The organism is Mesorhizobium sp. M8A.F.Ca.ET.202.01.1.1 (assembly GCF_004791595.1).
Lineage (GTDB): Bacteria > Pseudomonadota > Alphaproteobacteria > Rhizobiales > Rhizobiaceae > Mesorhizobium.
In genome coordinates, this window is the sequence record NZ_SRUN01000002.1 from 455407 (window position 1) to 481685 (window position 26279).

The 26279-nt window shown below is 59.4% G+C and carries 35 protein-coding genes and 3 pseudogenes; 18 read left to right on the forward strand and 20 right to left on the reverse strand.

The window, feature by feature from the left end; genetic code table 11:
* Positions 1–23: 23 nt before the first annotated feature.
* Positions 24–1565, reverse strand: a complete 1542-nt coding sequence (locus tag EN845_RS36615; RefSeq protein WP_135906966.1) for an amino acid ABC transporter permease/ATP-binding protein — start codon at positions 1563–1565, stop codon at positions 24–26.
* A 93-nt stretch (positions 1566–1658) separates the two neighbouring features.
* Complete coding sequence (locus tag EN845_RS06915) at positions 1659–2501, reverse strand: ABC transporter substrate-binding protein (RefSeq protein WP_135906968.1); 843 nt, start codon at positions 2499–2501, stop codon at positions 1659–1661.
* 218 nt (positions 2502–2719) lie between these two features.
* Between EN845_RS06915 and EN845_RS06920 the strand changes: the two genes are divergently transcribed.
* Positions 2720–3787: a LacI family DNA-binding transcriptional regulator gene (locus EN845_RS06920; RefSeq protein ID WP_135907083.1), complete on the forward strand. Its 1068-nt coding sequence runs from the start codon at positions 2720–2722 to the stop codon at positions 3785–3787.
* 67 nt (positions 3788–3854) lie between these two features.
* Here EN845_RS06920 and EN845_RS06925 read toward each other — a convergent pair.
* Positions 3855–4096: pseudogene (locus EN845_RS06925) on the reverse strand (TOBE domain-containing protein); the annotation flags it as partial.
* A gap of 113 nt (positions 4097–4209) precedes the next feature.
* Positions 4210–4652: pseudogene (locus EN845_RS36750) on the reverse strand (ATP-dependent DNA ligase); the annotation flags it as partial.
* Between the two features lie 89 nt (positions 4653–4741).
* Here EN845_RS36750 and EN845_RS06935 point away from each other — a divergent pair.
* Both EN845_RS06935 and EN845_RS06940 read left to right on the forward strand, forming a co-directional pair.
* Positions 4742–4948, forward strand: coding sequence for a DUF3606 domain-containing protein (locus EN845_RS06935; RefSeq protein WP_135906970.1), 207 nt, complete (start codon positions 4742–4744; stop codon positions 4946–4948).
* Positions 4945–5433: a hypothetical protein gene (locus tag EN845_RS06940; protein ID WP_245511655.1), complete on the forward strand. Its 489-nt coding sequence runs from the start codon at positions 4945–4947 to the stop codon at positions 5431–5433. The genes EN845_RS06935 and EN845_RS06940 overlap by 4 nt, the downstream gene beginning before the upstream one ends.
* 330 nt (positions 5434–5763) lie before the next feature.
* On the opposite strand, the gene EN845_RS06945 is transcribed toward EN845_RS06940, so the two are convergent.
* Positions 5764–5991: a hypothetical protein gene (locus EN845_RS06945; protein WP_135880761.1), complete on the reverse strand. Its 228-nt coding sequence runs from the start codon at positions 5989–5991 to the stop codon at positions 5764–5766.
* 402 nt (positions 5992–6393) lie between these two features.
* Between EN845_RS06945 and EN845_RS06950 the strand changes: the two genes are divergently transcribed.
* Positions 6394–6693 carry a DUF1236 domain-containing protein gene (locus EN845_RS06950; protein WP_135880760.1) on the forward strand — a complete coding sequence of 100 codons (300 nt, stop codon included), beginning with the start codon at positions 6394–6396 and terminating at the stop codon, positions 6691–6693.
* 122 nt (positions 6694–6815) lie between these two features.
* Here EN845_RS06950 and EN845_RS36755 read toward each other — a convergent pair whose 3' ends face one another.
* Positions 6816–7469: a hypothetical protein gene (locus EN845_RS36755; RefSeq protein WP_167531273.1), complete on the reverse strand. Its 654-nt coding sequence runs from the start codon at positions 7467–7469 to the stop codon at positions 6816–6818.
* Positions 7470–7733: 264 nt separating this feature from the next.
* Complete coding sequence (locus EN845_RS35385; RefSeq protein ID WP_167531274.1) at positions 7734–8150, reverse strand: hypothetical protein; 417 nt, start codon at positions 8148–8150, stop codon at positions 7734–7736.
* A gap of 876 nt (positions 8151–9026) precedes the next feature.
* Here EN845_RS35385 and EN845_RS06970 point away from each other — a divergent pair.
* The 4 genes from EN845_RS06970 (at position 9027) to EN845_RS06990 (ending at position 10171) form a co-directional block, all read left to right on the forward strand.
* On the forward strand, positions 9027–9236 hold the full coding sequence (locus tag EN845_RS06970; protein ID WP_135880757.1) for a hypothetical protein: 210 nt from the start codon (positions 9027–9029) through the stop codon (positions 9234–9236).
* A gap of 35 nt (positions 9237–9271) precedes the next feature.
* Entirely contained in the window at positions 9272–9493 is a 222-nt protein-coding gene (locus tag EN845_RS06975; RefSeq protein WP_135906974.1) for a DUF768 domain-containing protein, read from the forward strand.
* Between the two features lie 43 nt (positions 9494–9536).
* Complete coding sequence (locus tag EN845_RS06980; RefSeq protein ID WP_167531275.1) at positions 9537–9701, forward strand: DUF768 domain-containing protein; 165 nt, start codon at positions 9537–9539, stop codon at positions 9699–9701.
* A 266-nt stretch (positions 9702–9967) separates the two neighbouring features.
* Entirely contained in the window at positions 9968–10171 is a 204-nt protein-coding gene (locus tag EN845_RS06990) for a CsbD family protein (RefSeq protein ID WP_091586081.1), read from the forward strand.
* An 862-nt stretch (positions 10172–11033) separates the two neighbouring features.
* Here EN845_RS06990 and EN845_RS06995 read toward each other — a convergent pair.
* Both EN845_RS06995 and EN845_RS07000 read right to left on the reverse strand, forming a co-directional pair.
* The gene (locus EN845_RS06995; protein WP_348630730.1) at positions 11034–11387 is read right to left on the reverse strand and encodes an NAD(P)H-binding protein; all 354 of its coding nucleotides are present in this window, start codon (positions 11385–11387) and stop codon (positions 11034–11036) included.
* 160 nt (positions 11388–11547) lie between these two features.
* Positions 11548–12891: a phospholipase D-like domain-containing protein gene (locus EN845_RS07000; protein WP_245511656.1), complete on the reverse strand. Its 1344-nt coding sequence runs from the start codon at positions 12889–12891 to the stop codon at positions 11548–11550.
* A 180-nt stretch (positions 12892–13071) separates the two neighbouring features.
* Here EN845_RS07000 and EN845_RS07005 point away from each other — a divergent pair, with 180 nt between their 5' ends.
* The gene (locus EN845_RS07005; protein WP_135906978.1) at positions 13072–13581 is read left to right on the forward strand and encodes a pyridoxamine 5'-phosphate oxidase family protein; all 510 of its coding nucleotides are present in this window, start codon (positions 13072–13074) and stop codon (positions 13579–13581) included.
* Positions 13582–13796: 215 nt separating this feature from the next.
* Here the strand turns inward: EN845_RS07005 and EN845_RS07010 are convergent, their stop codons facing one another.
* The 3 genes from EN845_RS07010 to EN845_RS07015 all read right to left on the reverse strand — a co-directional run bounded on the left by EN845_RS07010 (position 13797) and on the right by EN845_RS07015 (position 15091).
* Positions 13797–14627, reverse strand: coding sequence for a Ku protein (locus EN845_RS07010; protein WP_135906980.1), 831 nt, complete (start codon positions 14625–14627; stop codon positions 13797–13799).
* A gap of 87 nt (positions 14628–14714) precedes the next feature.
* The gene (locus EN845_RS35390; protein WP_167531276.1) at positions 14715–14882 is read right to left on the reverse strand and encodes a hypothetical protein; all 168 of its coding nucleotides are present in this window, start codon (positions 14880–14882) and stop codon (positions 14715–14717) included.
* A gap of 14 nt (positions 14883–14896) precedes the next feature.
* Positions 14897–15091, reverse strand: coding sequence for a hypothetical protein (locus EN845_RS07015; protein ID WP_135906982.1), 195 nt, complete (start codon positions 15089–15091; stop codon positions 14897–14899).
* Between the two features lie 156 nt (positions 15092–15247).
* Between EN845_RS07015 and EN845_RS07020 the strand changes: the two genes are divergently transcribed.
* Complete coding sequence (locus EN845_RS07020; RefSeq protein ID WP_135880750.1) at positions 15248–15514, forward strand: hypothetical protein; 267 nt, start codon at positions 15248–15250, stop codon at positions 15512–15514.
* The gene (locus EN845_RS07025) at positions 15511–15714 is read left to right on the forward strand and encodes a hypothetical protein (protein ID WP_135880749.1); all 204 of its coding nucleotides are present in this window, start codon (positions 15511–15513) and stop codon (positions 15712–15714) included. Before EN845_RS07020 ends, EN845_RS07025 begins: the two co-directional genes overlap by 4 nt.
* Before the next feature lie 118 nt (positions 15715–15832).
* Here EN845_RS07025 and EN845_RS07030 read toward each other — a convergent pair whose 3' ends face one another.
* The 3 genes from EN845_RS07030 to EN845_RS07040 form a co-directional block, all read right to left on the reverse strand.
* Positions 15833–15988: a DUF982 domain-containing protein gene (locus EN845_RS07030; protein ID WP_135907085.1), complete on the reverse strand. Its 156-nt coding sequence runs from the start codon at positions 15986–15988 to the stop codon at positions 15833–15835.
* Positions 15989–16063: 75 nt separating this feature from the next.
* Positions 16064–16750, reverse strand: coding sequence for a hypothetical protein (locus tag EN845_RS07035; RefSeq protein ID WP_135906984.1), 687 nt, complete (start codon positions 16748–16750; stop codon positions 16064–16066).
* Positions 16751–16840: 90 nt separating this feature from the next.
* Positions 16841–17401, reverse strand: coding sequence for a M20/M25/M40 family metallo-hydrolase (locus EN845_RS07040; RefSeq protein WP_135906986.1), 561 nt, complete (start codon positions 17399–17401; stop codon positions 16841–16843).
* A gap of 277 nt (positions 17402–17678) precedes the next feature.
* Between EN845_RS07040 and EN845_RS35395 the strand changes: the two are divergent.
* Together EN845_RS35395 and EN845_RS07050 are read left to right on the forward strand one after the other, a co-directional pair.
* Positions 17679–17825: pseudogene (locus tag EN845_RS35395) on the forward strand (sorbosone dehydrogenase family protein); the annotation flags it as partial.
* 118 nt (positions 17826–17943) lie between these two features.
* Positions 17944–18576 (forward strand): methyltransferase domain-containing protein, encoded by a 633-nt coding sequence (locus tag EN845_RS07050; RefSeq protein WP_135880744.1) that lies wholly within the window; start codon positions 17944–17946, stop codon positions 18574–18576.
* On the opposite strand, the gene EN845_RS07055 is transcribed toward EN845_RS07050, so the two are convergent.
* Positions 18570–18890, reverse strand: a complete 321-nt coding sequence (locus EN845_RS07055; protein WP_135881133.1) for a YMGG-like glycine zipper-containing protein — start codon at positions 18888–18890, stop codon at positions 18570–18572. The two genes, EN845_RS07050 and EN845_RS07055, sit on opposite strands and share 7 nt — an antisense overlap.
* A 317-nt stretch (positions 18891–19207) precedes the next feature.
* Between EN845_RS07055 and EN845_RS07060 the strand changes: the two genes are divergently transcribed.
* Together EN845_RS07060 and EN845_RS07065 are read left to right on the forward strand one after the other, a co-directional pair.
* Positions 19208–20767, forward strand: a complete 1560-nt coding sequence (locus EN845_RS07060) for a recombinase family protein (protein WP_135880743.1) — start codon at positions 19208–19210, stop codon at positions 20765–20767.
* A gap of 80 nt (positions 20768–20847) precedes the next feature.
* Positions 20848–21723 carry a plasmid partitioning protein RepB C-terminal domain-containing protein gene (locus tag EN845_RS07065; RefSeq protein WP_245511659.1) on the forward strand — a complete coding sequence of 292 codons (876 nt, stop codon included), beginning with the start codon at positions 20848–20850 and terminating at the stop codon, positions 21721–21723.
* Here EN845_RS07065 and EN845_RS07070 read toward each other — a convergent pair.
* Entirely contained in the window at positions 21631–22092 is a 462-nt protein-coding gene (locus EN845_RS07070; protein WP_135880742.1) for a hypothetical protein, read from the reverse strand. The genes EN845_RS07065 and EN845_RS07070 overlap by 93 nt on opposite strands.
* Positions 22093–22302: a hypothetical protein gene (locus tag EN845_RS07075; protein WP_135880741.1), complete on the reverse strand. Its 210-nt coding sequence runs from the start codon at positions 22300–22302 to the stop codon at positions 22093–22095.
* A 145-nt stretch (positions 22303–22447) separates the two neighbouring features.
* On the opposite strand from EN845_RS07075, the gene EN845_RS07080 reads away from it, so the two are divergent.
* Positions 22448–23140 (forward strand): SOS response-associated peptidase, encoded by a 693-nt coding sequence (locus EN845_RS07080; RefSeq protein WP_135906990.1) that lies wholly within the window; start codon positions 22448–22450, stop codon positions 23138–23140.
* Positions 23141–23328: 188 nt separating this feature from the next.
* Here EN845_RS07080 and EN845_RS07085 read toward each other — a convergent pair whose 3' ends face one another.
* On the reverse strand, positions 23329–23553 hold the full coding sequence (locus EN845_RS07085) for a DUF768 domain-containing protein (protein ID WP_135880739.1): 225 nt from the start codon (positions 23551–23553) through the stop codon (positions 23329–23331).
* A 98-nt stretch (positions 23554–23651) separates the two neighbouring features.
* On the opposite strand from EN845_RS07085, the gene EN845_RS07090 reads away from it, so the two are divergent.
* Positions 23652–23957 carry a hypothetical protein gene (locus EN845_RS07090; protein WP_135906992.1) on the forward strand — a complete coding sequence of 102 codons (306 nt, stop codon included), beginning with the start codon at positions 23652–23654 and terminating at the stop codon, positions 23955–23957.
* A gap of 495 nt (positions 23958–24452) precedes the next feature.
* On the opposite strand, the gene EN845_RS07095 is transcribed toward EN845_RS07090, so the two are convergent.
* Positions 24453–25313, reverse strand: coding sequence for an ATP-dependent DNA ligase (locus EN845_RS07095; RefSeq protein ID WP_135880737.1), 861 nt, complete (start codon positions 25311–25313; stop codon positions 24453–24455).
* A gap of 150 nt (positions 25314–25463) precedes the next feature.
* Here EN845_RS07095 and EN845_RS36035 point away from each other — a divergent pair, with 150 nt between their 5' ends.
* Positions 25464–25880 (forward strand): hypothetical protein, encoded by a 417-nt coding sequence (locus EN845_RS36035; protein WP_245511660.1) that lies wholly within the window; start codon positions 25464–25466, stop codon positions 25878–25880.
* Positions 25881–26279: the final 399 nt, after the last annotated feature.

The window sequence follows — 26279 nt, forward strand, 5'->3', positions numbered from 1 at the left end:
TTCAGGGGGCCGCGATCGTGGGATCAAAGCACTTCGGCTAGGAAGTGCTTCAGGCGTGCGCTTTTCGGTGTATCGAAGATCGCAGCGGGCGTGCCGGCCTCGATGACGCGGCCCTCATCCATGAAGACGACCTGATCGGCCACCTTGCGAGCAAAGCCCATTTCATGGGTGACGACAACCATCGTCATGCCGCGCCGGCCGAGATCCGCCATCAGATTTAGGACGCCCTTCACCAGTTCGGGATCGAGAGCGCTCGTAACCTCGTCGAACAGGATGACCTCCGGGTCCATTGCCAGCGCGCGGGCGATTGCCACCCGCTGCTGCTGACCACCGGATAGGCTGCCGGGACGATGGTTCTTGCGGGCAGCCAGCCCGACATCGGCAAGGCGCGCCTCGGCGATGCGCTCGGCCTCCGGCACCGGGAGGCCTTTTACCTTCGTCAGCGACAGCATGACGTTTTCCAGGGCCGTGTGGTCGGGAAACAGATTGAACTGCTGGAACACCATGCCGACACGCCGGCGCAGCTTTTCAGTCTTCATCGCCAGGATGCTCGCGCCATCGAGCAACACGTCGCCGCCCTTGGGCTCGACCAGGCGGTTGAGGCAGCGCAGCAAGGTCGACTTGCCCGAACCTGATGGACCAATGACGCATGTGACCGTGCCAGGCTTGACCGTCAGGCTGACGCCTTTGAGAACATTGAGATCGCCGTAGGCCATGTCGAGATCGGTGACGGCGAGACTGCCGCCCTTGAACCGGGGCAGCGCCGAGCGGTCTTCAGGGCTGGTCTCCGAAGGCGGGCCGCCGATGGCGCTTTCCAGTTCGCTGACTTCGGCAAGGCCGCTGGTGACGAGGCCAGGCCTTTGCTTGCCGACCCGCAGCGAGTTGTCGATGTAGTTGACCACATGGGTCAACGGCACGGTGATGACGAGATAGAAGACACCAGCCAGAAGCAATGGCGAGAGGTTTCCGGTGACCACCGCCTGGTCCTGCCCGACCCGGAAGATCTCACGCTCCGACGCGAGCAGGCCGAGGAAGTAGACAAGGCTCGAATCCTTGACGTTGCCGATGAACTGGTTGACCAGGGCCGGCAAGACGCGGCGGATGCCTTGCGGTATCACGATCAGGCGCATGCCCTGGCCGTAGCTCATGCTGAGCGCCCTGCAGGCCTCCATCTGCCCACGCTCGACGCTCTGGATGCCGGAGCGGAAGATTTCGCCGATATAGGCGCCGGCGATCAGGCTGAGGGCGAGGATGCCGAGCGGAAAGGGCGACGGCCCGAAGATCTCACGGCCGACGCGGGCAAAGCCCTGGCCGATGAGCAGAATCGTGACAATCGCCGGAAGGCCACGGAAAATATCGGTGTAGACGCGAGCCGGAATGCGCAACCAGCGCGATTGCGAGATGCCCATGACCGCAAGGATCATGCCCAGGATCATGCCGAGCACCGTGGATGCGGCGGCGAGGATCAAGGTGTTCTTCAATCCGATGGTGATCATGCTTGGCAGCACGTCCGCCATGGCTTGCCAGTCGAGGAAACTGCGCCGTAAGTTTTCAAGCCAGTCCATTCGGTCCCCTTTCCGTTGCGCTGTTGGCACCGGCAGACATAGCGCGGCAGGTAAGGTCCGGCCGCCGGCACCCAGGCCGACGGCCGGGCGCGGCTACTTCTTGGGGAGATATTGGTCAGGCATCGGCGAACCGGGGAACCATTTTTCGTAGAGCGTCTTCCAGGTACCGTCCTGCATCGCAGCGTGAAGCGCGGTGTTCAATGCATCGCGGAACTTGTCGTTGCCCTTGCGTATCACGAAGCCGGCGGGAGCGTCAAAGGACGGAATGTTGATTGCGATCTTCAGCCCGGGATACCGCTCGCCATACTGCTTGGCGGCCTCGTAGTCGAGGAAATGAGCGTCCACCGTGCCATTATTGAGCGCCGAGACGGCCGAATTGTTGTCAGGAAATTTGACGAGATCGGTTCCGACAAAATTCTTCGCGGCGTAGATTTCCTGCAGCGTACCCTGGACGACGCCAAGACGCTTGCTCTTGAGCCCATCCGCCGACGTGATGGCCTTGTCGGCGGTCAGCACGGAGAGATAGCCTGCAAGATACCCGTCAGAAAAGTCGACCGTGTGCTTGCGCGCATCCGTCGTGCCGATCGCGGCGACAGCGACATCGAATCGCCCGTTGGCAACCGAGGGCATAAGCGCCGAGAATTCCTGGCCGGTGAAGATCACCTGGTCGGGTTTGAATCCAAGGCGACCAGCGACGTTGCGAAACAGTTCAAGGTCGAACCCTGTGAATGTGCCATCCGCCTGGGTGAAAGCGTATGGCTTGGCGTCTCCCATGGTGCCGACGCTGATGACCTTCGCATCAATGAGGCCAAAGGGATTGTCATCCGCCGCGGAAGCCCGCGAAACCAGACCCGCTCCGATGCATACAACCATAAGAGCCATTGCGCCGGCCCGGACCGGCGAGATCAACGGCTTGAGAATTCCAATCCTGCTCATGTCTTCTCTCCACTCTGAAAGTTGTTCTTCTGGTTTTGTCTGTTCCGGAAAATTTCACGCGGCACATCGTTCGTCGGCGCACCGCACGCTAGCTGTCACTCCGTGTCAGGAATCACCTTTCGTTAGAGACCGGTCTCTTATTGCGTGAGACCGGTCTCTTTGGTAAGGGTTACCGTCAGATTGACCTTCCGTCAATAACTCTTGTAAGTCCTCATTCGATGAAAACAACCGCGCCGAAACGGTCGATAACAGTCAGCGATGTCGCCCGCGCGGCAAACGTGTCGAAGGCGACAGCCGCGCGCGTGCTGGGTGGATACGGCGTGGTCAGCGAAGCGATCCGCGCTGAGGTTATGGCTGCGGCCAAGACACTGGATTACCGCCCTAACGAGCTGGCCCGTAGCATGACGACCGGCAGGTCCGGCATCATCGGAGTGGTGGTTGGCGATATTGAGAACCCCTTCTTCAGCCTGGCAGTGCGCGGTATCAGCGATGCGGCAAGGGCGGCTGGCTTCAATGTCATTCTGGCCAACTCCGGCGAGAAGATCGAAGTTGAAAAGGCAGCCGTGCGGCTTTTGATCGGCAAGCGCGTCGACGGGCTGATCGTCACACCGTCGGAATCGCGCGACATCTCGCACCTGCGCGACATCCATCGTTCTGGCCGGCCGCTCGCCCTGCTCGACAGGGCGCTGCCCGATCTGGATGTCGATACAGTCACGGTCGACGATCGCGGCATCGCCATGCGGGCGACCCGCGTTCTTCTGGATGCCGGACACCGCGACATCGCCTATGTGACCGCGGTCGCCTCCGAGGGGCGTGAGTACCGCGATCTCGGGCAAATCTACACCTCGTCGGTTCGCGAGCGTATCGACGGGTTCCTCGCCGTGTGCCGAGATGCCGGAATTGACCGGCCGGAACGTTTTGTTCGCCTTGGGGCGACTAGCCATGTCGAAACGCGCAGGGTTGCCGACGAAATGTTGTCAGGGCCGGATCGGCCGACGGCGATCCTTGCTTCCGACAGCGTCATAGCACTGGAGATATTCAGGGTGATCCGCCAGCGTGGCCTGCAGGTCCCCGAGGATATCTCCCTGATCACCTTCCATGATGCGGATTGGACGAGCGTGACAACCCCGCCAGTTACCGTCATCGATCAGCCCGTTTATGCGCTCGGCAACAGTGTCGCGGAACTGCTCATCCGGCGGTTAAAGGGCGAAATACGATCGCCCGAAAGGCTCATCCTGCCGACCACGATCATCGAACGCGGATCCGTTGGGCCGCCGTCGAGCTGAGGATCCTAGACGCCTAGCGCCAAGCGCAGGTACCGCAGCGGCGATCGGCCGATTGGTCCAGCCATGGCAGCGTCGAGCCGCGCCTGACCTCGACATTGCCCGGCAGCTTGGTCACCAGCGGAAGGTCGGCACGGCCGATGTCGATATAGACCAGCTGGACCTCGCCGAGCTGCTCGACATAGTCGACCGTCCTCTCGAACAGATAGTCCGTATCACTGGCGATCGCGAGATCTTCCGGCCGCACGCCGAAGCTGACCCCACTCCCTTTGCCGAAGCAGGCGTCGCGATCGGCACTGTCGCCTTGCGGCCATGGGCGTGCCGACCTGCCCGATGTGGCTCCGTGTCGCCTTTGTCACCAACCGGATACCCTCCAGCCCAGCCTGGTCGACCAGGTGAAAGATCGCTTTGGCATCGCCCGGCAACGGCTCGCTGAAATGGATACGGCGGCCAGGCTCGATCATACCGGCCAGGATTTCACGACGTTCCTCCAGCGCCATGTCGCGCAGATCATGACCATTGAGGTGCAACAGGTCGAACGCGACGAAATAGAGGTCGTGCTGCCGGCGGGTTATCGCTTTGCATCGTTCAGAACGATGATCTCGCCGTCGATAATGGCGCTTTCGGCGCCGAGCTGCGCGGCTTCCTCGACCAGGGTGCGATATTTTGAGGTCCAGTCGAGACCGTTGCGCGTGTAAACGCGGGTGCCATCCTCATCGATGACGAGCTGCGACCGATAGCCGTCGAACTTCACCTCGTGCAGCCAGTTCTCGCCGTCGGGCGGTTGATCGACAAGGGGCGGCATCAAAGGCGCGACGAATTTCAAACGCATACTAACGGACTCACAAACCGGCGATTCAATCGGCATTTGCTAAAATAGTTCCCAAATTGGCAGTGCCGGCCGAAACAAACTGGCGCACAGCACGTTGCGCTCGATCTCAGACGGGAGTGAAAACGATGACTGACGACAAGAACAAGCTTGGCTATCAGGATCGCGGCCGCGTGAGCGGAGATGAGGAATATGAGGTCGGCTACTTCGCCAGCAAATTCGGCCTGTCTTTCCCGCAGGTCCGTGAATTGATCAAAAGGCACGGCAACGATCGCGACACCCTTGAGCGGGAGGCGAAAGCTCTCAATGCACGATCAAATGGAGCAACGTCTTGAAGCTTGAAAACGAAGTCCGCCACAAATCTGAGGAGGTGGATGATAGGGTCTTAGCGGACGCTGTCACGGCGCTTCAGAGGCGAGTTACGGTTAGTCACGACTTCGACATCCCCTACATTGCTGGCTATAGCGAAGATGCGAAAACCGTCTACATCGATCGGCATCTACCGCGCACGATCGCATGGAAGGGCGTCGACATGCGACTTACGCCCTTCCTGGTCACGCACGAGATTGTAGAGAAGGCACTCCTCGACGAGTTGAGGTTGCACTACCTCCATGCCCATCAGATTGCGTTGCGCGCTGAGCAGGGAGCTGTCAGAGGCGCCGGCCTGACTTGGCGGGCCTACCAGTCGGTGATGAAAGCTCACGAGAAACAAATCGATGAAGAGGCGCTCAAGCGCGTTCCCGGCGATCTGGATCTCACACCATATAGGGATCTAGATGACTTCGCTGTTTTGGAGCACTTGCTCAAGGGCGCCTGTTAGAATTGCACCGGGATCGATGGCTCGGAGTATCTCCGGCTCTTCCAGGGTTGGCCCGGATAAATCGGCCATCTGTCCACCTGAATCGTTCGTCCGGCAGGCGCCTTATCCCCAACGCCCCTCGCCCAAAAAGGCGTCGGCCATCCTTCATCCTTCCCGCGCGAATGTGGGCTTCCAGTCCCGGTTGCGCGCCCGCTGCTGGCCTTCGCAGTCGGGAATGCCTGTGAAAAACACCTGTCGCCGATCGCGGCCGGCGGCTTTGCAATCCGGACACGAGGTCCTGACGTAATGAGCCATAGCCGGCCTAGGCGGTCGGGCAATGCTCGTACGCGTTCAAATTCCGTGGGTCATCACAAGGTAGACAACAGGGACGAACGCCAACCAGCCGCCCATTCCCAGAAGCACCCACATAGCCGTGCGCTCGGTTCGCCTGACAAGATCGGCAATGTTTTCCTCGTCAGTCAAAGACACGGCGTTCGGCAAACCAGGCTCAGGCGAAGGATTGTCATTCGCTGCGTCGTTAGCGTTCGCATGCACCTTCGATATCTGGGCCAATGTCATCGTTTCCATACTCCAAATAGAGGACCCGCCAGCCTGCCGGAGCGGCTCGCGGGTCCTATCAGCACAGGAAGGGACGTAGCTGTGCCGATCCATGAAATGTCACCCGAGGATTATGCCCATCACCAAAAAGGTGACGGCCGTCGCGAAAATCGGCGCTAGCAACCAGCGCGCTTGCCCAACGCTTCTATCCATCTGCTTTCTCCGAATTTGGAGAAGCAACTACCCTGGCTCGAGGCCGTTCCGCCGTGTCGAAGAGGCACGACCATTGCGCATCTGCGAAGGGACCTTGGTCATGCAGAAGATCAGACCGAAGTCCCGGCAGGGAACGTCTGGCCTGCCGACAGGTTTGGATTTTTGGCGCACAGGCGGTCGTGCCGTTCGCCAGGTCAGAGGAGAAAAAGTATGAGAATGCACCTAACCAGCGGCGCCGCGGCGCTCGTTCTGCTTGCCGGCGTCGGCGCGGTGGCAGCGCAGGATGTTGTCATCACACCCGAACAGGACACTGTAGTGCGCGAATACGTGAAGAAGCAACCGCTGGCTTCAGTCAAGATTCCGGGAGTGGAACTGAACGTCGGCACGGCTCTACCTGACACGGTCGAGCTCCACGAAGTTCCGAACGTCAAGTATCGTTATGTAGTGGTCGACAAACACACAGTTCTGGTCGACCCGGGCACCCGCAAGATCGTCAAAGTCTACGACTGAAAGTTCGAACGAACTCGCGCCCCGCCGCCAACCGTGGCGGGGCGTGTAAGGCGTGCATCGCACGTCACACCTCAACCGGACAAATGAAGATGAAGAACCCTGAGCTTGAGACGACCGAGGCTCTAGTGGCGCGCTTGGCAGATCTGCAGGCGAGAATGCGGGCAGCGCGTATAACTGAGGCCGAACTCAAAATCTTTCACAAGGTCGTGGCCATCATGGATGTCGGTCACGGTCAGATTGCTGGCGACGACCTGATTGCTGCATCTTTCCTCACCGAAGACGCTGGTCAATGAGCGGCCGCCCGAAAGTCGTGGAAAGAAGCATGCCGCCTTGGCTTCGCCCGGCAGCGGCTCGGTAAACTGAATCCGACCGCCGTCCCGATCATGCTGGCCAGGATCGCGCGACGGCCTTCCAGCGCCATGTCGCGCAATCATGCACATTGAGATGCAGCAGATCGAAGGCCACGAAATAGAGGTCGTGCTGCCGGGGGGAGGTGGCCTTGCGCAGCCCGCGAAGTCAGACAGACCAGCATTGTTCAAAACGATGATTTCGCCGTTGACTATGGCGCTCTCCGCCCAAGGTATGCGGCTTAAGCCTCTGGCTCGCGAACTTGGACGCTCCAGTCGAGACCGTTGGGTGTAAATGCGGGTGCCATTCTCGTCGATAATGAGTTGCCAGCGAAAGCCGTCGAACTTCACCTCGTGCAGCCAGTTTTCGCCCTCGGATGGCTGAGCGATATGCGTCGGCATCAAAGGCGCGACAAACCTCAAACGCATGACTGGACTCGCAAAAGCGCGATTCCATCAGCATGTGCTAAAATAGTTTCGGGTAGGCTTGATGTTAGACACATGCGCTGACTCGCAACTGTGATTCAATTAGCATATGCTAATATAAGTCCGGAACTCGTGACGGCTTGTTTCGATCGCCATGACAAAGCTATCAGACCTCGGCCCACCGATTCCAGGCAAGGTGCACAGCGCCGTCTTCATTCGCGAAGCAGATCATTTCTATAACTGTCCGACATGCGGTCAGCCGGTCGATCAGCGCGACTTGCGCCAGATCATGTGGCACGAGGAGCCCGGCCACGAACCTTTGGAACCGGAGCCATCTGCGACGATTCTTGAATTTCGCCCGCGCAAATAGGCTCGCTGGCCCCAGCTGCGCGCGCTGCCGCCTTGCGCACGGAATCGCTCATAGGCTTCGTCTGCCGCGCGTTGCCTCTCGATCCGGTTGACCTCGGGAAGCGGCGGGGGATCGGACGGCGGCTTGCGCATGCACCATCTGTCGCCGCGAAAATCCCAATGCTCGATCGCAACAAGTTCAGAGCCGGAAAGGAGCACGCTGACGTTCAACAGAGCAAAGTGCAGCTTCCGCGCATCCCACCAGACCGCTGCGGGCCCGTGTTCCCATGGCGTCCAGCCCTTGCCGGGCCGCTCGGTCAGTTCGTGGTCGCGCAAGGATGCCTCTTATTTTCGTTCGTTCGGATGCTTCGGATCTATTTCAGGAAGAGCATAACCGCCCGTAGCCGGCGGGATGCTCATATCATCCCAACCTTGTGTCCCACCGGTTAGGCTCGGCGCCGCCTCCTCTCGATGCCCCCGGCGCCGAGCCGCCTAGATCGAGCGTGAGAATTCCTTTTCCTTAAAACGGCCAAGCAACGCTATGACGACGCCAGCGGCCAGGGTGAAGGCCAGGACCGGCATCGGGCCTGCCCCTCCGTTGGCATCGCCCTCAAGGCCGCAGCGACTCGCCGGTCATTCATGTCGTCAGTCGCACCTGCAATCCCGACTGCAAACCTGGCACCCATTCGGCCTGCAGCCTGAACCGGACAGCCAATTTTTCAGCGAAGGCTGCCAAGCGTACTTCGAAGAGCAAACTGATGACACTACGCTGAACAGCCTTACGCGATCACGCCACATCCTCTGCTCCGACACATCGCCCATACTTACAACGCGGCGGAACCTGATCGGCTCGCCCGGCCGGCGCCTTGTCCCCAACGCCCCCGCCAAAAGGCGACAGCCATCCTTCATCCTTCCCGCTCGAACGTCGGCTTCCAGTCCTGGTTGCGCTCGCTGCTGGCGTTCATGAACTCCAGCCGGGCCATCCGCAAGCGCCTATAGAAGCGTGTCCAGGAGCACGCTGGACCGGCGCCGAAGGGCATGAAGCGGCCGGCGACGCAATGGGTAAAGCCTGGGCACATTGGCCGCGTAAAGCACCTGCGGGGCGAGGAAGACCTTCGTCACGCCCCGCTGCAGGATTTCCGAGAAGAGGAATAGCCTTGCCTTTAGCCGGCGCCCTGGTTTTATAGCGGCCTCGCTGTTGGAGTTGGGAGCATGCCAATTCGACACAAAGCTGCTGAGGCCGGCATTCTTCAGCCACCGGAACTGGCCCTGCTTGCTCGCGTTTTCCATCGCCTCAAGAGCGATGATCAATCACCCGGTACTCGTGACGCCCTCGCATCCCGTATCATTGCCAATTACATGGCCGGCATCAAAGATGAAGCCGAGCTGACATCGCTTTCGAAGCAGCCCCTGGGCCGGTAGGAGGAACCTAAGAGCCGTCCTGAAATTATGGCTTAATGAGAGCGCGTGGCATCGATTTCCTGGACCAATGGATCGCGAACAACGTCGCGGAGACGGCAAAAGCAGATGTCATCACCGTGGACGAACTTACCCATAAGCTAATTGCCGATGCGAAGGCGCTCGGCATTAAGCGTGGGGAGATCGACGAAGAGGTCGACAGCCTCTACCGCACCATCATCGAAGCCATCATGCATTTCGACCCCAGTCTTCCCGAGTGAGTTTGCGCGGCCGCTGGTTCCTTGACGACTGGGTCGTAAATCATTGCCGGACGAACCGGTTGGCAATCCGATCGCTGCTAGCGACGTGCCCGATCAAATGTTGAAAGCTGCTGAAAAGCTGGGGATCGCACCCAGCGAGGTGACTGAAGAAGTGGGGAGCGTCTTCGAAGTGATCTTCGAAGCGATGGCGGATCGCCGTGGCGGCTGACTCGTTCGCAGTCCGTTCCCATTTTGGTCATCCCTGACGGCAACAATTGAGCATGACCTAAAATGTGTGGACGCGTTTTCGTAAAGCCACAATCCCCGACATGGTGCGGCGCTTCGAATTTGCTCATCCTGGCGATATCGCGCTTATAGCAGGAATTGCGCCCCGACAGTGTCTTGCTGCGACCCCGGTCATTTTATGAATCCCTGGTCGCCGGGAACCTCGGAGGTTCGACGACGTTCCGCCTTTTTCGAACAATGGAGGTCGTCATGGACTGGAACCGCGTCGAAGGAAATTGGAAGCAGGTGAAGGGTAAGGTCAAGGAACAGTGGGGGAAACTCACTGATGATGACCTTGATCGCATCGCAGGTAAGCGCGACCAGCTCGAAGGCAAAATCCAGGAGCGCTACGGCATCGAAAAGGATCGCGCGCGACGCGATATCGATGACTGGTATGGCAGGCAAGGTTGGTAAAACCGAAAGCGAAAGATGGCCCGGCGGTGGGCGGCGCCGGACCTACCTGCGCTCCCACGTTGATAGTTCGTCCTGACTTCGCCCACCAGCCGAATGACAATTCAGCAGGCCAGCACATCGACCCCTTGCTTGGCCGGGGACTGCCTTCAGTCGACGCTCAGCTCCAGACTAATTCGCGCGTATAACGGTCTTCTCGCAGCAGCGCCCGCATACTCCTTTATCGCGGTCGAAGTCGGACGTGGTTCCAAGGGCCCCGGTGATCTGGCCGACTTGAGCTGGAGTTACATTCAATTCGTCCACGATGCAGCTGTCGCAGATAGCGATTGGCTTCTGAGCAGTAATCCACGAATTGACGCGCTGGGCAGTGTTCATTCACGAGCATCCACTGGGGCTTTTTCAGTTTTCCGATGCTATAAACAATTGGCGACTTCTAATGTTCCGTAGCCTCTTCTTTCCCGGCCACGACGCAGTCCGCGCCCCTCGCTTCTCCGCGGGAACCATCGCCGCCATGCAGAAAATCCGCTGGTGTGCCCATCGAGGGAATCACGAAGGAGAAGTCGGCCTTCGACCTGCCAGCGGAGAGTGGCCAGAGCTTTCAAGCTTTTAAAGGACCTGCCCACAGGGGCCACGAACAAACGCCGTAAGCGCGTAAAGTATCATGCCGATTCCGACGGGGAAGTCGTGCGTCTGAACCGTGTGTGCAAGGGTGCACCCGCCTAACGCCCGGGAAGGCGCGACCAGCATGCCGCATGACAGCGGCATTGGTCTTGTCCGATAGTATCTCGACGTTCTCGCTGCGCATCAGTGTCTTGCGGATCAGTTTGCAGCACCGTAAGAGCACGAGCCCGCCCACCCCGACCCTTTATGAGTTCACGGTCAGGGGCGATTTGCGCAACCACGTATCCGCGGTGAGTTGCTGAACGACGAAATCCGCGACATCGGCTCGCGCGATCGTCCCGCCATGTACCCCTGAAAGGTCGGTCACTGCCTTGATGCGGCCGCGCGCTGGCTTGTCGTTGAGCACCATCGGTCGAACGATGGTCCAGTCGAGCGTGCTGCCCCGGATGGCATCTTCCTGGCGATCCTTGTCTTCATAGACCTTCCGCAGCATCAGGGGCAGGAGCAGTCGGTCGAAGAAGAAACCGCCATGGCCGCGGCTGTCACCGGCGCCGAGGCCGGTGATGCATACCAACCGGCGGATGTTCTGCTGCTCCATGACCGACCAGCGCGCGCGTCGCCGTCGAGAGCAGGGTCACCTTGTGGAATGGGCCCATGGCAGGTGCCAATGAACTGACAACGGCATGCTTTGCCATTGATCAGCTGCCTCTCACCTGTTCGATCAGAGGCTTACATAGTGCGGCTTGTCTGCACAGACACTACAGCTGCGAGCGCAGTCTGCTCGACAACCAGTCCGTCACCTTTTCAGTCCACGGCCGCGCTTGCCACTCCTCAAGACTGATCTGCCTCGACCGCCCAAGGTCCTGGTTGAACAGATCGATCTGCGTCTGTGCGAAATCCTTGCCGTAAATGTTCAGATTGGCCTCGTCGTTGAGACGCAGCGACCGCTCGTCCAGGTTGGCCGAGCCGAAGCTGGCCCACACATCATCCACGATCAACAGCTTAGGGTGATACATTGTCGGCTGAAACTCGTGGATGCGCACCCCGGCTTTGAGCAACTCGCCCCAGAAATAGCGCGAGCCTTTTCGAACGATGGGGACATCCGTCAGCGAGTTGGGGACAATGACGTCGACCGCGACGCCTCTTTTCCTGGCGTCCAAGATTTGCTGGATCGCAATGTCGTCCGGAACGAAATAGGCCATTCCGATCCGCAGGTGATCCTTGGCGGCAGCCATGGCGGCCAACATCATCAACTCCATGTTTACAGAGCCATTCGGCTGGGAAGCCAGGATCAACTGCGCGCTGAGTGATCCTGCGGGTTCAGGTGGCGGGTAGAATTTTTCACCTTGCAAGGTCTCGCCTGCCGCCTCGAGCCAGTTCTCGGCGAACGCCGCCTGGAAGGCGGATACGGCGGGTCCTTCTACCTGATAGTGGGTGTCTCGCCACTCATTCGGGTTGCGTGCGTCTCCCAGCCAGTTGTCGGCGATCCCGACGCCTCCGGTAAATGCGATCTTCCCGTCAATTATGAGAAGCTTGCGGTGGGTTCGATTGTTCACCCGATCCATTGTGTACCAATGGACGGGTCGATAACGCTGAAACCGCACTCCGGCGCTCGTCATGACGTGGACTAGATCTTCGTCGAAGGGGAGGCTGCCGGCCCAGTCGACAAGTACGCGAACCTCGACGCCGTCTCGCGCCTTCGCAGCCAAAGCGATGGCGAAGTCGTAGCCGACCGTACCCGACCAATAGATGTAGGTTTCCATATCGATGCTGGAATGAGCAGCATGGATCGCTCGCAGCATCGCGGGAAAGATATCGTCGCCATTGACCAGGGTCTGTACGGCATTCGCATCGTACATCTGTCCGTTTGAATAGCTGCTCATGCTCCTTGCGAATGCGGGATCTTCAGCATTGAAAACGTGTGGGACGATCGTGCGCATCGCGCGTGGATCCGGCATCAGGTTAATCGCCACCAGCGTGACCAGGCCGGCCGTGATAGCAACGGCAAGATATTTGAGATTATCGAGCCAACGCCCAAGCCTTGGCCGGACGGCGACCGCCTTTCTGATAGCAGATCGCATTCCAAAGTTGCTCAGCCGCACGTCTCTTGCCATGTTCAAACGGTGAATTCGCCCAACAAGAACACTCGATTGGGATGAGGGTTCCCGGATGGAATGCACCGGGCTGGGTCCAGTCTGCACGGTGTCGCTTCGCGCGATTGACTGGAACGTGGAGACCCTCCCGGAGTTGTAGCAAAATCACCTTATCCCGAAGGACAACTCATGACCCACGATCGAGAGCAAGATAGCGACCTCACCCCGGCCCAGGCCACGGACCGGATCTGGGGACTCGCCACGGATATCGACATCTGCATGTTTGTGACCTGGGACGGGAAATACAATCGCGCCCGTCCTCTCTCGGCTCGCGTCAGGAGGGACGAGGATGCCGTCTATTTCCTCGTCAATGACGACGGCGCCAAGAACAAGCAGCTGGCGAAATATCCCAAGGTGACATTGGCCTGGAGCGACAGCAGCCACTACAAATACGTTACGATCTCGGGGTCGGCCGCAGTGACAAACGACAGAGGGAAAATCGCGGAGCTCTGGGAAAAGACCGACAAGGCCTGGTGGGAAAGCGCCAGCGATCCTGAAATCCGGCTTATCAAGGTGACCCCGGACGAAGGCGAATTGTGGGACAGCCCGGGGCTTGTCGTCGCTACTGCAAAGATGGTTTTCGCTGCAGTTACCGGGGCCAAACCTGATGTTGGTGACAATGCCAAGGTGCAACTCTGAAATTCCCGGTGAGGCTTGTTGCAGGGGCAGGCAAGAGTGAACCGGAGCACCTTGCCCAGCAAGGATCCGGGATATTCGGCTAGTCTATTTCGATAATCTTCCGATGCGCTTCCCGCAGCTTGGGCCGCAGCCTTGCAACATCCCGCACGAACATTCGCAGCCTGGCTTTGGACGCTGGAGTGCGAGGCTGAGGCGGGCAGGCTCGAGCGCCCTAGCTAGGCCGATCGCTTGCGCGATGCCGTGGCTTTGCCTTTCTCCGACTTGCCGTCCGCTTGCGCCAGGCTCTTGCGCAAAATCTCGGCCAGGTTGACGACATTTTCCTTCGGCTTGGGCGCCGGTTTTGGCGGCGGCTTGCCTTTGCGCTTGGCCTCGATCATCGCGATCAGCGCGTCCTCGTAGGTGTCTTCAAATTTCGACGGATCGAAACGGGTCACTTTCTTGTCGATCAGCAGGCTGGCGACCTCGATCAGGTCCGCATCATATTCTACCTTCTTGATATCGGCGAACACGCTTTCCGCAGATATCATCTCGCCGTGGCTGCGCAGCTCGGTCAAGAGCATGCCTTTGCCGAAGGGCTGGATCAGCACTTCGCGGCCACGCTGGTAAAGCACGACGCAGGAGCGGGCCGCGACCTTTCTCTCCTCCATGGCCTTGCGGATGATTTCAAAAGCTTCGGCCGCTGCGCCGTCGGCCGGAATGAGGTAATACGGCTTTTCAAGATATCGCGTGTCGACATCGTCGAGGTCGACAAACTCGCCGACTTCCAACGTGTGCTCCGAGGTAAGCTTCAGCTTTTTGAGTTCATCGGGCTCGACATGCACGTAGTCGTCCTTGTCGATCTCGAAACCCTTCACCTGGTCCTCGGCGTCGACTTCCTCCTCAGTCGCTTCATCGATGTAGGCGCTTTTTACCGGCAAGCCGTCCCTGCGATTGAGAATTTTGAAATGGTTCTTCGACGCCTCGCTGGTCGCGCCGACGATCTTCACGCCACATGTAACGGATCCGACTTTCAAGAAGCCCTTCCAAACGGCTCGTGGTGCGGTCATGCGGGTTCCTCGATGGCTGATAGCCAACAAACGGACGCCACCTGCAATTGTTCCTACGAACCCCGGCCATCTGGCGCCGGACGCGACTCAAGGCATCCCCGCCGCCAGTTGATGGGCTGGACAGATTGTTCCGGTCATGTTGGTGTCGACGATGCGACGGGCCTTTTTTCCAGTCCTGGTCGAGAAAACCGTGCCGAGGCCGCGCCCGGCATTTAGAAAAAGAAGATCGATACGATCGCCGATCCGGGCGATCAATTTTTCGGCGCCCTCTAGGGTTGCCAGATCGACTTCAAGCGCTTCACCGCCACGTCTTCGACGAAAGCGCCCTCGGCCGCTTGCCTGATCGCCGGCTCATCGGCCGCGATGATCAAGTTAAAACCGGCCCTCGCCCAAAGTTTGGCGAGTTTCTTGTCTATCTCCTTGAGGCCCCGGTAACCACCGCCAGTTTTGTTGCTGCCGGTCATATTTTGCGCTCCTGGTTGCGCCCCAACCACCGCGCGGCAGGATTGTCCCTTGGATCCGTGCGCCAGCGTCAGATGGTGCGGCGGCCCGGAAGCGAAGTTTTCTGTACAGGTGGAACAACACTCGTGTCCGGAAGTTCGGCAGCCAAGGAGAAGCAGATGCAGTATGCCCAAGACATCGCGCTGAAACGGGTTGGTATTCTGATCGAACACTATGTCGTGGCCAGAAGCACTTCCTGCGATTTTGTCTCGACGGAGTCGGCTTGCCAGGCTGTCCGTCCCTTCATGCGCAGTCCGGTCGATGACGCGGCACTCGATCTGGTGCTGGCCAGAAAAGCATCACGGCAAGGCCTATCGGTTCGATTTGACCGGATGGGTCACTGGTCTAACGTCTTGCCAGTGGCACGGAAGGGAGGCTTGGAATGAGAACCATTCTGTTGGTGACGATTGCGCTTGCTGCCTTGACGGGATGCAATGAGGATCCCGCCAAATCCAAGACGGATACGGTCAACAGCCAGCCTGTCGACAAGAACCCGAAGATCGACAGCAATCCGACGCCGCAGAGCAGCACCGGCGGCGACCAGCAGGGCACGCAGCCCACTCAACCGACATTGCCCAAACCCTGAGGGCTAGGTCTAAGCCCTGAGCTGTGAAGTAAAGTGCGGGACGAGGTCAAATCGGTTCGCAGCAGTATTCGGCGTCTCTGCCTCCGACGAGGAATGCCTGCCTGGCAAATCGCGCCGGCTATTCACCGCGCAGTACCGCGAGGCAGCCCCTGAGTGCCGCGAGACGAACTTCCGAGGCCGGCGCCGGCCAGTCACGCAACAGGAGTTGCGCTGAATCGGCCACCGTAATCACCACCCGGTCCCGGTCAATCCGGCCGGGCGCCCTCGCTTCCACCCAGCGCCGTCCAACTCTGCGTTCGCCAAATTCTTCCTCCGTTAGAGTGGACAAACGAAGTGCTCTGCGTCCGCGTCAGCCTTCGTTGAGCAAAGCCGTACAGACTTCGCCAAGGACGCGTGGCAGCACGTTGAACGAGTAGCCGATGTGCAGCCGTTCCAGCGGCGTGTGATAGTCCCGACCCCACGGACCGATGTTGATCGTCGGAATGTTGGCCAGGCCACGATGCAGGGGCCACCGCACACCGTCGCGCCACATAGGTGTGTTGCGGGCAACAACGTCGAGCGAAGACTCGACCGCCTCCCCAAAGAAGCTCATATCAGAGATGCCCGCGAAATAGTCCGCGCAGCCGATTGCACAGCCGTAGCGTCGGGTTGCGTTGGCGGCGATCTCTAAGGCAATTTCGCGCAACCTCTTTGCAGCCGGTGTTTGGTACAGATTTGTCGGCAAATAGGGGATCGAGCCAAAGCCGACGACGATCGCCGGCTCGGAAAGATGGCTCAATCGCCACGCTTCTTCCGTGACGAGCCGACACTGTTCAGGCAGCGAGAGCTCTCCGTCGGCAAGCGAAGCGCCGAGTTCGCCCAGCTTGGACTTGGCGTCCTCGTCGAGGCCGGCAGCAATAGCCTCAAAGCGGTGTAGCGCAACGCTATCGACCAGGTTGACCGCAGCGGAGCCATTGCCTGGGCCGAGGCGCAGCTTGAGATCTCCCAGGCAGGCCGAAACCGCATCGGCGCAAAGCCGCTCGAAACGGTCGAGCATCTCGTCTGGCGCCCAGCGATAGCTCAGCACGTTGAAGGTGACGGCGTTGTCACGTCATAGCCGGCCTTGCTGTCGTGGATGCTGAGCAGGCTAGCCGGCGTGCCAGTCCCCAACTGGGACTGGTCGGTCAGTTCCGGCGCCCATTCCACGCGCTTGGCGATGGCGGCGGCCAGCTGCGGCGTTCAAGCCGTTCAACGGAAAGCCGCTGTGGGCAGGGATGCCGATCACATAGGCGGTGGGCAGTAGTTTGCCGACGGTGCCCAGGGCGATGATGCGACCCTTGCTGCCGTCGCCATCGTCGGCGATCGCATCGAGATTGATCGCCGCGGCCAAGTCGAGATCGCGTTCGCGCGCGATGAATGGCAGCGCCTGCGCGGCTTTGCGCGCGCCGGCCGAATTGTTCTCCTCGTCGGGAACGGCGAGGAAAAAGATGTTCCCCGGCGGATTGGCGCTCTCGGCGAATTGCGTGCAGACGGCCAATCTCGCCGCGAGGCCGGCTTTCATGTCGAGCAGGCCGCGGCCGGCGAGAAATTCCCCCGAGGCAAAATCGGCGCGCGCGCGTTGGGCGGCCGCTGTGCCACCATCTGCGAGGCTTTTGCCGAGCGCCGGCGTGAGCAGATGGTCGGTTGGCGATATCCTCCAACGCGCCATAGTCGCGGGTGGTGACCGTATCGTAGTGTCCCGTCAGCACGACAGTGGCTCGGCCGCTGCCGCGCAGCAGCATCGCCACGCAGTGTCGGCCATCTCTGGGTTCGACCTCGATGGTCCATATTTCCGCTTGGCGAAAAGCGGTCTCCTGGCCCAGCTTGCCCGCCAGCCTAGTGTTTGCGAGCCCGTTCCTTCAAGAGCGCGACAGGGCTGGACCAAGCAGCGCGAGCAACTGTTTCCACGTCGCTCTCCGGTCGAAGCTACCGCGACGCAAGGCTGCGCGAGCTCGGCCGAAGATAGTGGACCGAGCAACCGGAAAACCCTGCTGCGTGACACCAACGGTGACGGCGTGCCAGAATATCAGGGCGTGTTCCTCGATTATCTCAACTCGCCGTTCGGCGTCGCTCTGATCGGCAACGATCTGTACAGATGACGGTTCAATAGGCTATTCGCGCCTATGGTCCTGGGTGCGATAGGCTGTCCTGTCATCTTTTGCCCACTTGCCTGGGCTAGGCTCATCTCGCGGCGGGCAGGAGGAGGTCGATGTGACGACGACAAGCCTTGCCGGCACCCTGAAAAACCGCAGCAAACAGGTGGCCAAACGCCTGCTCGGCTATGATTCGCGCAACTGGCTGCGCATCCGCCAGATTGAGGCGTTCACGCTTTTCCTAGAAGCCGGAAACCGCAAGGCCTCGGACGTGATCGAGATCTCGCCCGGCTGGAACCGATACTGGCGGACAATGTGCCCAAACTACCGGTCGGTCGATTTCCCCGCCTTCGACATCTGCCGGGACCGTACGGAAGAAGAATATTCCATCGTCATCGCCGATCAGGTGCTGGAACATGTCCGGCGGCCGGCGGCGGCCGTGCAAAACATCCACGCCATGACCAGGCCAGGCGGCTGGGCGATGGTGGCGACACCGTTCCTGTTTCGCGTGCACGCCAGGCCACACGACTACAACAGGTGGACGCCCGCCGGCCTGAAGCAGCTGATGGTCGAGGGCGGCTTTGCCGAAGCAAATGTCAAGGTCCATGGCTGGGGCAACAAGGCCTGCGCCAGGGCCCACATCGGTGGCCCTGTGCGCGCCTACGGTCTGTGGCGGGACCTCAGCAACGACGAGGAATACCCGCTGATGGTCTGGGCCTTCGCAAAGAAGGGGGCGGCAACGGCTCAGTAGTTGCCGTTGTAATAGCGGTCGTCGCAGGGTGCGGTGTAGATGCGGCCGTAGCGGTCCTGGTAGCGGCAGAGCTGTTCGCCGCGGGGCTGCTGCGGGGTGGTGGCGGAACCGACGACGGCGCCGAGCAGCGCACCGCCAGCCGCGCCGATGACAGTGCTCTTGGTGTTGCCGCCAATCGCCTGGCCGACCAGCGCGCCGCCGGCGCCGCCGAGGAGCGCACCCGTGGTGGCGCGCTGCTGGCCTTCGGTCTGCGACTGGCAGCCGGCAAGTGCTGCGGTAACCAGCACCGCGAGAATAGCCTTCTTGATGATCATCACTGGAACTCCACTCAAAGCCCCGGGGACTGACGGACAGGGGCGAATGAAGCCCGAGTGCGGTTGCATTGCGGCGGAACGGCGGCGCGGATTCTCACGAAGTGAGTCAGGGTTTCCCATGAGTTGAAAGCCATGGTTTCCAAAGCGGAAAAGAAACGGGCATACCCGCTGATCTCAACGGCCGATATAGTTGCGCACGGATATATATCTGGATGCGGCCGACGGCTCGCATTCGAAGCAAACTCGACATGTTTTCCTAACCAAATCGCAGGCGGTACAGGCCTCTATTATCAGGTCTGAGTACCATGGCCCGCGCGATGGACAAAGCAACCACCCACCCCGAGTTTGAAAGGCGAAGGGCTCGCGCTGCTCAATACCTGCGCATGTCGACGGATAGGCAAATCTACTCCATCGACAATCAGAAGGACGCGATCCGTAACTATGCAGATGTCATGGGTTATGAGATCGTTGCCACGTATGAAGATCCGGGCCGAAGCGGGCTCAACATCTGGGGACGCCCGGGCTTGAAGCGGCTGATCGAAGATATCGAAAGCCGGCGGGCCGATTTCGAAACTGTCGTGGTCTATGACGTCAGCCGATGGGGACGCTTTCAGAATACTGATGAAAGCGCCTCTTATGAATACCGATGCCAAAGAGCCGGAGTGCGGATCGAGTTCTGCGCGGAACTGTTCGTCAACGATGGGAGCGTCGGGTCCGACGTGCTGAAGGCTATTAAGCGTAGCATGGCAGCAGAATACAGCCGAATGCTGTCAGAGAGGGTCTTTGCTGGCCAAAGCCGCATAGTCAAACTCGGTTTCAGCGGCGGTGGCCCCGCGGGCTATGGGTTGAGGCGCCTTCTTGTCGACGGCTCTGGAAATCCGAAGGGAATCCTCCATCACGATGAGCGAAAAGGCCTGGCCAGCGACCGCGTCGTTCTCGTTCCCGGGCCTGAAAATGAGGTTTCAACCGTCCGATGGATATTCAACCAGTTTGTGAAAAGGAGAAAAACGGCAGTCGAAATTGCGGCTGCTCTAAACGCGCGCGGCCTGGTCACCGAGTTTGGCCGGCCTTGGACCGGAGAGTGCGTAGGCACGATACTGGCCAGCGAAAAATATATCGGCAACAGTGTTTGGAACCGGATATCCCACAGGCTTCTGCAAAACCGGGTAAGAAATCCGCCAGGCGCATTTGTGCGCGCCGACAACGTCATCAAGCCGCTCGTAACCCGGGCGGTGTTCGATCGTGCGCAAGCTATCAGGCGGGGGCGCACCTACCTCAGATCCGATGAGGAGTTGCTGGCCGATCTGACCAAGCTTTGGAAAGAGCGGGGACGGCTGTCGAGTCCGATAATTGATGCAGCTCCAGGCTGTCATTCAGCCAGCATTTACGCGCATCGCTTTGGAAGCATGAACGCCGCCTACCAGTTGATCGGATACGACGGGTCGGCGAACTATCGGAAACTCGACATCAGAAGGCGGCTCATTCAGATTCGGCAGCAAACAATCGAGAACTTGATCTCGGACATCGGCGGGGTCGGTGGCTCGGCGCTGTACGATCCCCAAACAAAGATTATGCGTGTCAATGATGAATTCTCCGTGGCGATTTGGACTGCGCAATATCGGATGAACGTCGCCGGGTTTCCACGCTGGCCGTTCTGGAAGCGGGGTCTCATCGGGCCAGAGGTGACGATTTTGATCAGGATGGAGACCGATAATCAGACCGTTCGTGACTTCCTAATCGCACCCGCTCATGAAGCGCATTCTGCCCTTCACATGCTCAAGGCCGACAATGGCGTGCGCCTTGATGCCTTCCTGTTCGCTTCGCTTGATCCTGTGGTTGAGATGGCGAGACGAGAACCAATGCCGGCAAATATATGAGAACTACGAAAGCCGGGCTTCGCGACTTCGTCACAAACAATCGGCATGCCATTCGGCTGACGGTAGATTCGCGGGCGCCGATGAACCCGCTGCGTGTCTCCGGTTTGTTGAAGACCTACAGGCGCCAAGTCGACAATATGCAGGAATTCATCAGGGAAGCCGACGCGGTGAAACACCAGATGGAAAGCGTCGTCGATGCCTTTCGTCATGTCCTGCGCATCGCTGCATTTCAAGGATTGCTTCAATCGAATGGCTTCGCAACGCTTCCTTCGATCTTGATGCAAAATTCGCCAGAGGCCGGGGTGAAAGCGGGTATCTGCGAAGACCGGCAGATTTCCTTGCCGCGCGTCGACGAGCCGCTTGTCGAAGGCATCTGCCTCGAAGCTCTCGACATGCTGAACGATTTCGGCGCCCCCTTGAAGATTTTCGGCTTGTTACGAGAGGTCGTGCCGGGCCGGCAGGTTGAGGTTGTCCGGTTGATGCTCGCGATGAACCGCGTGGAATTTCGAGTAGCGAGGCTCTTGATCGAGCTCACCCCACGATCACAACTCACCAATCCCTTGGCTCGCAGAAAAAGATACGAGGGTATTTCCCCGGCGCAAATGGCCGCCATGGAAGCCAACATTGCCGAGGTCAGCCATGACTATCTGAGCGCTGCCAGCACCCACGGCTCAGAAATGCTAAACCTGATCGCCGCTACGAGCTATTTCGACCGACTGCTGAACAACCCCAAGCTGGTTCGATATCTGGCGCGCAATTTCGCGGGGCAACTGGAGGTGTTTCAGAACTTGCTCGACTTCCGCGAGGCTCGATACAAAGAAACACCCGCCGCAAGCCGGGTCGCAAGCGATCGGTCATCACCCTTAGTTTCGCGGCATGCTGTGGACCTCGAGCCGGACCGGCCCGCCCCGGTCGCAGCTCGTGCAGAGAAGCGCTCGCTCAACAGTGCTGAATAGCGCGTCCCTCCCGTATCGGCGGATAAGTCCGGCCGCCTTTACCGGGGCATGGTGGGAGCAATTCTTGCACCAGGCTCGCAGAGTGTGCCATTCGCGCAGATCGCCGAGCGAGACGTCGAGTCCGGCGTGTATGCTGCCGTCGATGATCGTTTGAGGCGGAAGCTTTACTTCGCCCGGCGTGACCATTTTCTCCATGACGTGGCGGCTGTTGTAATGGATCAGCAGCATGCCGGGCCGGCGCCTGATGGCGGCATGCCAGGCAGCTTGGCTCACCATCGCATCCGGCGATCGACAGATGGTTTCGAGATGCGTCTTCTCCTCCCGATCCCAAACCTCGATCCGGAAATTGTCTTCGGCGGTGTCCACCATCTATGGGCGCGCCTTAAGCCAGCCGCGAGAAAACCCATTCGAGACCGCCGCGCGTGACAAAGCGAGTTCCCGCTCAAGTTTGGCGTTCCTGGCCAAGACGGTCAGCAAGGCGACCACAACGTCGCCACCGGCTGCAGCTATGGCCTGCTGGGCAGTAAACTCCAAATCGGACATAGCTTCGCCAATCGGCGCATTTTGGCGCTTTCCCATGGCCTTTTTCCTGCTCAGATACATCAGGAATAAGGAACATATTCCTGTCAGGTCAAGAGGTATTGACTCTCATGTTCTCATTTTGTTCACTGATGGCAAATTGGTGACAGGAGATGAGCTTTGAAGCTCGATAGAGGAAAGCGCCATGTGCGGTCGCTACACCCGGTATTTGCCGTGGTCCGAAATCCATCGGCTCTGCCGGCTGACGGCGCCGGCGGATGTCGGTCGCAACTACGAGCCGCGCTACAACATCGCGCCGACGCAGGATGTGCGTTTCGTCACCGCCGGCGAGAACGGCAACCACCGCCTGCGCGAAGGGCGATGGTGGCTCGTTCCGTTCTGGGCGAAGGAGATGCCCAAGGCGGCCATGTTCAACGCCAGGATTGAAGGCATTGACACGGCGCCGGCCTTTCGGGACGCCTTCAAGTCCAAGCGCTGCCTGATCCCCGCTGATGGCTTCTTCGAATGGACGATTTCGCCGGCAGACGGGAAGAAGGATCCTTGGCACATCTATCTGCCCGGCCACGCGCCTTTTTCGTTTGCCGGACTCTGGGCCCACAATTCAAATCTCGACGTCACCAGTTGCACCATCATCACCGAGCCGGCCGGCGAGCCGATGAAGAACCTGCACGACCGGCAACCGGTCATTCTCGACCAAGCCTATTATGACGCCTGGCTGGACCCGGCTACGCCGAAGGACTATTTGAAGGACATTCTGAGCCACGACATCGACGGTCAGTTGCAATTCGACCGTGTTGGGCGCGACGTCAACTCGGCCGCCGTCAACAAGCAGCCGAATGACCACCCTGCCCTGGTCGGGCCGATCAACCCACTATGAGCGACGAACCAATCAAACTTGCCGAAGGCATCACATCGGCACCGCGTGGGCGCGCGAAAGTGCTGGGGCATCTGTGTGAGCACGAGGGCTGCCTCATGCATGCAGGCTTCGGTTTTGCCCGGCTCCGCCAAGACCCACATGTTTCGAGCATCGCGCCGACGGCGAACGGTATCTATAGCTTCACCAAGTTACTCCGACGCGCCAGGATCGTGGAAGTGCACAATCCAGTCGACCAGCGTTCGATAGAGGCTTTCCACCTCGTCGTCGAGCTCCATCCGCTTGATGCCGATCGCCTTTGCATCGGCAATTAGCTGATCGGTGAGTTCGTCCACGGAGATGACATCTGGTTTTGCCGTCTCCGGCACGTTGTTCGCGATCCATTGGTACAGGAAATCGATGCCACGCGCGCTCATTAAGCCATAAGCTCGATCTGCGCTTTGGGTTCCCGTCCACGAACGCAGTATATTAGACATCGCTTGACGAAGCCGCACACTGCTCCAGAATCATGCACATGGGCAGAGGCTTTCACATTGGCGACGAGGTCGCCATAACCGCGACGATACGCCGGCGGGTCACCGAGGACCGCGTGAGCGTTTCCATCCCATCCTATGGACAGCCCCATTCCATCGTTGACAGCACGTTGAAGGTGCAGAAGGGGCAGCCGATCGAACTGATCGGCGACGTCACACATATCGACGAGGGAAAAGTGACGGTGAACCTGAGCATTCCCATCACCGTTGATGCCGCGACCGTTAGGCTGGTGACGCCTTACAAGCCGCCGACGCGGAAGGCGCCTCTGGTGGACGAGGCCACTTAGAAAGTTGTCTCTTCCGTCGAGAGGTGCTTTGGCCGGGCGGCCTTGCCTGCCTTGTCAGAGGACTTTAGCTGCCGGCAGGTTGCGTTTTATTGCAGAATAAGGCAGAGCCGTTACTGGGGCATTGGTGTGAGTGGGCGATCAGATGTTTTGGTGGGGCTTAGTGGTGGGCATTGCCGTAAGTGTAATTGTGGTGGTTATTATATTAACACGTGTTATGGATTTGGAGGACAGATCCACCCGGGAATAGGGTTTCTTTGTTGTCGGCGAACTGAAGGAACACGCGAGATACCGGCGCTTGGTACCAAGTAGTGCCTATCGGGACTGAGGGTTTTATGCGTGCCGATTTCCTCACGCCTTTCCACTACGGGGAGCCGGCTTGTCGTTCGACGCTCCGATTGTTGGCACTGATTTGCGTAGGATCGACACCTGACGGATAGGGTTTTGCTTTCTTAAGCGCGAGGGTCATATCCGTGCTCCAGCATGAGTCTCCAGGGGTCAATCTTCCTCGCGAAAATCCTGCAGCGAAGCGTGCCGCAAATCCTCCTCGCCGCGCAAGTGCTTCACGCGCCCGATGATCCCCGGCTTCACCCATTGCGTCGCCGGCCGCTTCATCCCCTTGGGCGCCGGCCCGGCGTGCTCTTGGACGCGCTCCCACAGGCGCTCGCGGATCGCGCGGCTGGAATTGATGAAGGCCGAACCGACATAGCGCCCGGTCGTCCGATCCGCCATCAAGGCAAAGGCCGGCTTTCCGGGCTCTCGCTCGACGCCTAACAGCTCGTATTCCTCGACCGTATAGCATTTCGCCTTGAGCCAGTTCGTTGACGGGCCGGAGCGATATTTGCTGTCGCGCCTTTTCGAGACCATGCCTTCCATGCCGGCCTGGTCGATCAGGTGGAAGATGGCGCTGGCCTCGCCCGCGAGCGCCTGGCTGAACTGGATGCGCTGCCCGTCAGGGATCATCTCGGCCAGGATCTCGCGCCGGTCTTCCAGCGGCATGTCGCGAATATGGTGGCCGTTGATGTGCAGAAGATCGAAGGCGACGAAATAGAGGTCATGTTGCCGGCTGGTGATCGCCTTGCGCAGTGCCCCGTAGTCAGAAAGCCCGGCGTCGTTCAACACGATGATTTCGCCGTCAATGATCGCACTTTCCACCTCGAGGTCGCCGGCCGCCTTGGCGAGGTCTCGGTATTTGCCCGTCCAGTCCAGCCCGCGGCGGGTGAAGACGCGAACGCCGGTTTCATCCTTGATGATCTGAGAGCGGTAGCCGTCGAACTTGACTTCGTGAATCCAAGCGTCGCCCTCGGGAGGTTTGTTAACCAAGGTCGGCATCAGCGGTTCAATGAACTTCAAACGCATACACGGCACTCGCGACCGGCGATTCAATTAGCTTTATCTAAATGGTTCCAAAACTCCAAACTCCATTCGTGTGCGCCAGTGCAACAAAGGGGGGACAATCAACGTTGCCACCCATCTGTGGAGCTAAAGGACCCGACGACGAAGTACGTGGTGGAAGAGATTTACGCCGACGCGGTGGTGTCAGCTGGCGTGGTCTTGGAGGACGATCCGATGAAGGCCGCCGAGGTCGTGGCCGGACAACAAGTATCGCCAAGAGCGATGCAGGATCATTGGTTCCGCGTGGTCAATGAAGAGCAGGCGGCCGTATACGAGTACAGCCTCGTCGGACCTGACCAGCGTCCAGACGTCACGGAATTGACGACGCCTTCGGACCTTGGTCCACCGATCGCCGGCACACTGCACGGAGGCGGCGTCATTCCTGAAGCGGACCATTTCTACAAATGCCCGAACTGCGGCCAGAAGGTCGATCAGCGCAATTTGCGCCAAGTCATGTGGCATGAAGTTCCTGGCCATGAGCCATTGGAGACAGTGCCCGCGACAATCCTCAGTTTCCCTCGATCAAAATAAGAAAGGCCCGCCTGCCGGTCAGGGCAAGCGGGCTTTGATAGAAAGTCAGGCAGAACTCATGGCGGCGGAGGCGGCGGCGGAACTGACAGACTTGGGGCGGCTGTCACAACCGACAGGCGCTCGCGCTTAATCAGCGCGGGCTTCTCATAGGCTCTCTTCATAGTGGCGCTCCTCGCTTTACCCTCGGCGAGAAACTGCATTACGTCGACAATTCTTGTCAACCGCCCCCGACCACAAGTTCGGCCGCCAGCCAAAAGCCGCTGCCCATGAAGAGCAGCACCACCATTGAAAACAGCAAAAGCCGCATAGGCGCCAGCCTCGTTGGACAATAGCATTGTAGCACAGGCTAAAACAAAATGCCCGCCACCTTCCGGCAACGGGCAGTCCTTCTGGAGTTGT